This is a genomic window from Chamaesiphon sp. GL140_3_metabinner_50, from assembly GCF_025361915.1.
Lineage (GTDB): Bacteria > Cyanobacteriota > Cyanobacteriia > Cyanobacteriales > Chamaesiphonaceae > Chamaesiphon.
This window is the reverse complement of the sequence record NZ_JANYJC010000185.1, coordinates 1-3,095: the sequence shown is the minus strand read 5'-3', so window position 1 is coordinate 3,095 and position 3,095 is coordinate 1. Positions and strand designations below refer to the sequence as shown.

General features: G+C 46.9%; 2 protein-coding genes. Both read left to right on the top strand.

What is annotated here, in order from left to right; all coding sequences use genetic code 11:
* Positions 1-173 precede the first annotated feature (173 nt).
* Positions 174-512, top strand: a complete 339-nt coding sequence (locus Q0R35_RS09380; protein WP_295616649.1) for a hypothetical protein — start codon at positions 174-176, stop codon at positions 510-512.
* The gene (locus Q0R35_RS09375) at positions 469-2,757 is read left to right on the top strand and encodes a hypothetical protein (RefSeq protein WP_295616646.1); all 2,289 of its coding nucleotides are present in this window, start codon (positions 469-471) and stop codon (positions 2,755-2,757) included. The genes Q0R35_RS09380 and Q0R35_RS09375 overlap by 44 nt, the downstream gene beginning before the upstream one ends.
* Positions 2,758-3,095: the final 338 nt, after the last annotated feature.

Below are 3,095 nucleotides of genomic sequence, written 5' to 3'. Positions count from 1 at the left end.
GTGGAGCGAAATCGTCATCCCTCCTGCTGTTTTCCTCGCGATCGTTGGCTTTGTCGATAACATTGTCGCTAAAATCATGGCGTGAATGAAACACGCCTGGTGTGTGCGTTGCTTTGTTCTCGCGAAAAAGGAGAATTTCTGTCTATACCGTCTATCTGGATTGAGTAATAAAAATGCCCGATATTTATGACGAAGAACCGATTCAGGTCAATCGAATGCTGGCGCGAAAGCCAGGGATTGCCGGAATTTCGGCGGATGTCTTTGCGGTCGCGATCGTCATGGACGTAATTTTATTCTTTCTTCGATCGATGTTTGAGTTGGGCTGGGATGTATTCGTTTTTGCCGTCATCATCGTCGATATGACCTGGCTGATCCTGACCATTCGGGGTGTCTATCGATTCGTCGGCAAATTCATCAAGCCACCTGTATATTATCGCGCCAATATCCCCTACGTTCCTGTATTATCCAATGCCAGCTATCCAATTCCGCAAACGTTCCGCAGCGAAGACTAAACCGCATCCGGTCTTAAAACCCGTGCGAGCAGTGCTGACTCCAGGTGGTAAGCCGGAACTGTTAATCCCGATCGAAGGCGAGCTACAACTAGTTACCCACATCGATTTTAATTGCGATGGACAGAAATTTGGCGCGTATTTACTCCGCGTGGGTAAAACTAAATGGCGGTTAGTCTTCGGGTTTGATGTAGCTGGCATCCACCCGAATTTGCCGTACCAGCAAATTAAGCCGATTTACAATCGCATCTGTGCTGGATTCAAAAGCTTACCAGATGGCGAAGCGTTGACTATCCACATGAAGTCGTTTCGGGATAACGCCGATCGAATTCAGGAGTTGCAACAGACGATCGATGGATGCGATTCGGAGCTATTGCGGTATATTTTAACGACCGAACAAAAACGGACGCAGGAATTAACTCAAGCCGGATTAAGAAAACCGAAATCTCTTCGGATTTATGTGACTCACACATTCGATCCGGATGCTGATATCAATGACGATCCCGTCGCCAGTGTTGCTAAGGGTTTCTACAAAGTCTTAGCCAAGTTTTCTGGCGCAGAAAAGATTGCTAAAACGCGAGAATTTTCCGAGCTTTTGGAAAGTGGGGTTAATGCCTTCCACCGCTGGGAGCAGATCCTCAATCATAAAATGGGCTTGGGCGTTACCCCGCTTACAGCCCAAGGACTTTGGGGCGATCTGTGGGCGCGGCTGAATTCGACCCCTGCGCCGCCTGTGCCCCAGACGATCGGGTTCGATGGGAAAAATCTCAGCGAACGAGTCGAGCGTCCACTCCATCCATTATCAATGCTAATTAACGATCGGCACAGTCTGCCCAAAACAGATAATTCCTGCATTAAAGTCAAGGGTAAAGTCGTCAAAGTGATGACGATGATGGACAATCCCTCCCAATGGGAAAATCGCCAGGATGCTCTAACTTATATTTGGAATAAGCTCGGTGACGACAGTATTTATGATACCGAAATCGTCACTCAAATCGTCAAACAACCTGTCGGTAAATCCAGTAAAAAGCTCAAAGATCTGACCGACGAGCAAATTTACAAAGCAAATGAGGCTGAAGCTACAGGCGAAGTTAACGTTGCAGCCCAAATTAATGCGGAAGAAGCGATCGAAGCTCAAGCCATTCTCCATCGGGGGGACTTTGCCTTAAAAATTGCTTCGACTTGGCTCGTGCATCGGGATGATATCGAGGTACTGAATCGGGATTGTGCGGCTTTGAGTTCAAAATTTTTGTACCCAGCAAATCTCTGTGAAGAAGAAGTGCTGTGTTGGAAAACTTGGTTGCAGACTTTTCCGGTCAACTGGGACTACATGATGACCCATATCTCCGATCGCCGTGGCGAAGTATTTACCAATGTCGCGCCAGCCGTATTACCCCTGACTCGAATTAGCAGTAGAGATCGGTGCGGGTTCGAGCTGGTATCGGAAAATGGTGGCGTACCGCTATATATCGATTTAGTTAGCCCTGGCACTCAGAAAAATATAATCGTCATCGCCAAAAAACGCAGTGGTAAATCTGTGGCGATGATTCAATTAATCAATGGGGTGTTAGGGCATAACCTCCCTGTCACGATCGTCGATTGTCCGACATCTAGAGAAGCTGCCTCATTTGAAGATTATACCCGCATTCAAGGTGGATCTTATTTCGATCTTAAATCCGAATGTAGCAACATCTTTGAGTTGCCAAATGTCTCCCACTTGTCGCCCGCAGATCGGGAGGATCGGCGCAAGGACTATGAGGACTATCTGCTCGAAGTTTTGCAAGCTCTCGTCTTGAGTTCGCGATCGGCTCAGATCGACCCCCAATTTTTATCCCTCGTCCGTACCTTACTCGTCCTGGTATTAACTAAATTCTTTGCAGCTAGGGAAATCCAATCTCGGTATAAAGCGGCAAAACAAGCTGGATTTGGTAGTCCCGCATGGGAAAAATATCCCATCCTGGAAGACTACATTCGGTTCTGTACCCCTGCCCGCATCGGCGTGAGTGATGCCAAGCAAATCGAAGCTTTACGCTACATCGCGACCCAGTTAACTGGCTGGTCGCAAAGTTCGATTGGTGCTGCCTTCTGCCGTCCTTCGACTTTCAAACTCGATGCCCAGTTGCTGGTGATGGGTTTGCGGGGGATTGAAAACCCTGAAGATATGGCAATCATGGGGATGGTCGTGTACGGGACATCGCTCAGACGAGCGTATGGGTTCAAAAAATCGCTATTTTTCTTAGATGGCTAAATTAGCCCAACGCGCCAAAAAAGTATAAGTACATTTCAAACCATTGCTATGTCAGGTTTTCAGCATTTTAACTGGAAGGTTGCCAATAGTGCGAAATCATATCTCATATCTTTAGTTCATGCACTTTGAATCTAGCAGCGGTTCTAGCATGATCGATTGGGGTGAGATCTAAGATATCAATTGAAACCAATACACAGTGCGGAAAGTATACTTTCCGCACTCTCCAAAAGTCCAGGGAAAAAGAACTTCATTCAGGTTTTTACGCGCTCCTGCGGGAAGAGAACTTTGGCTAGTTATGGGCTAAATGTACAATTTTGGTGCGTTGGGCTTTTTTAGCC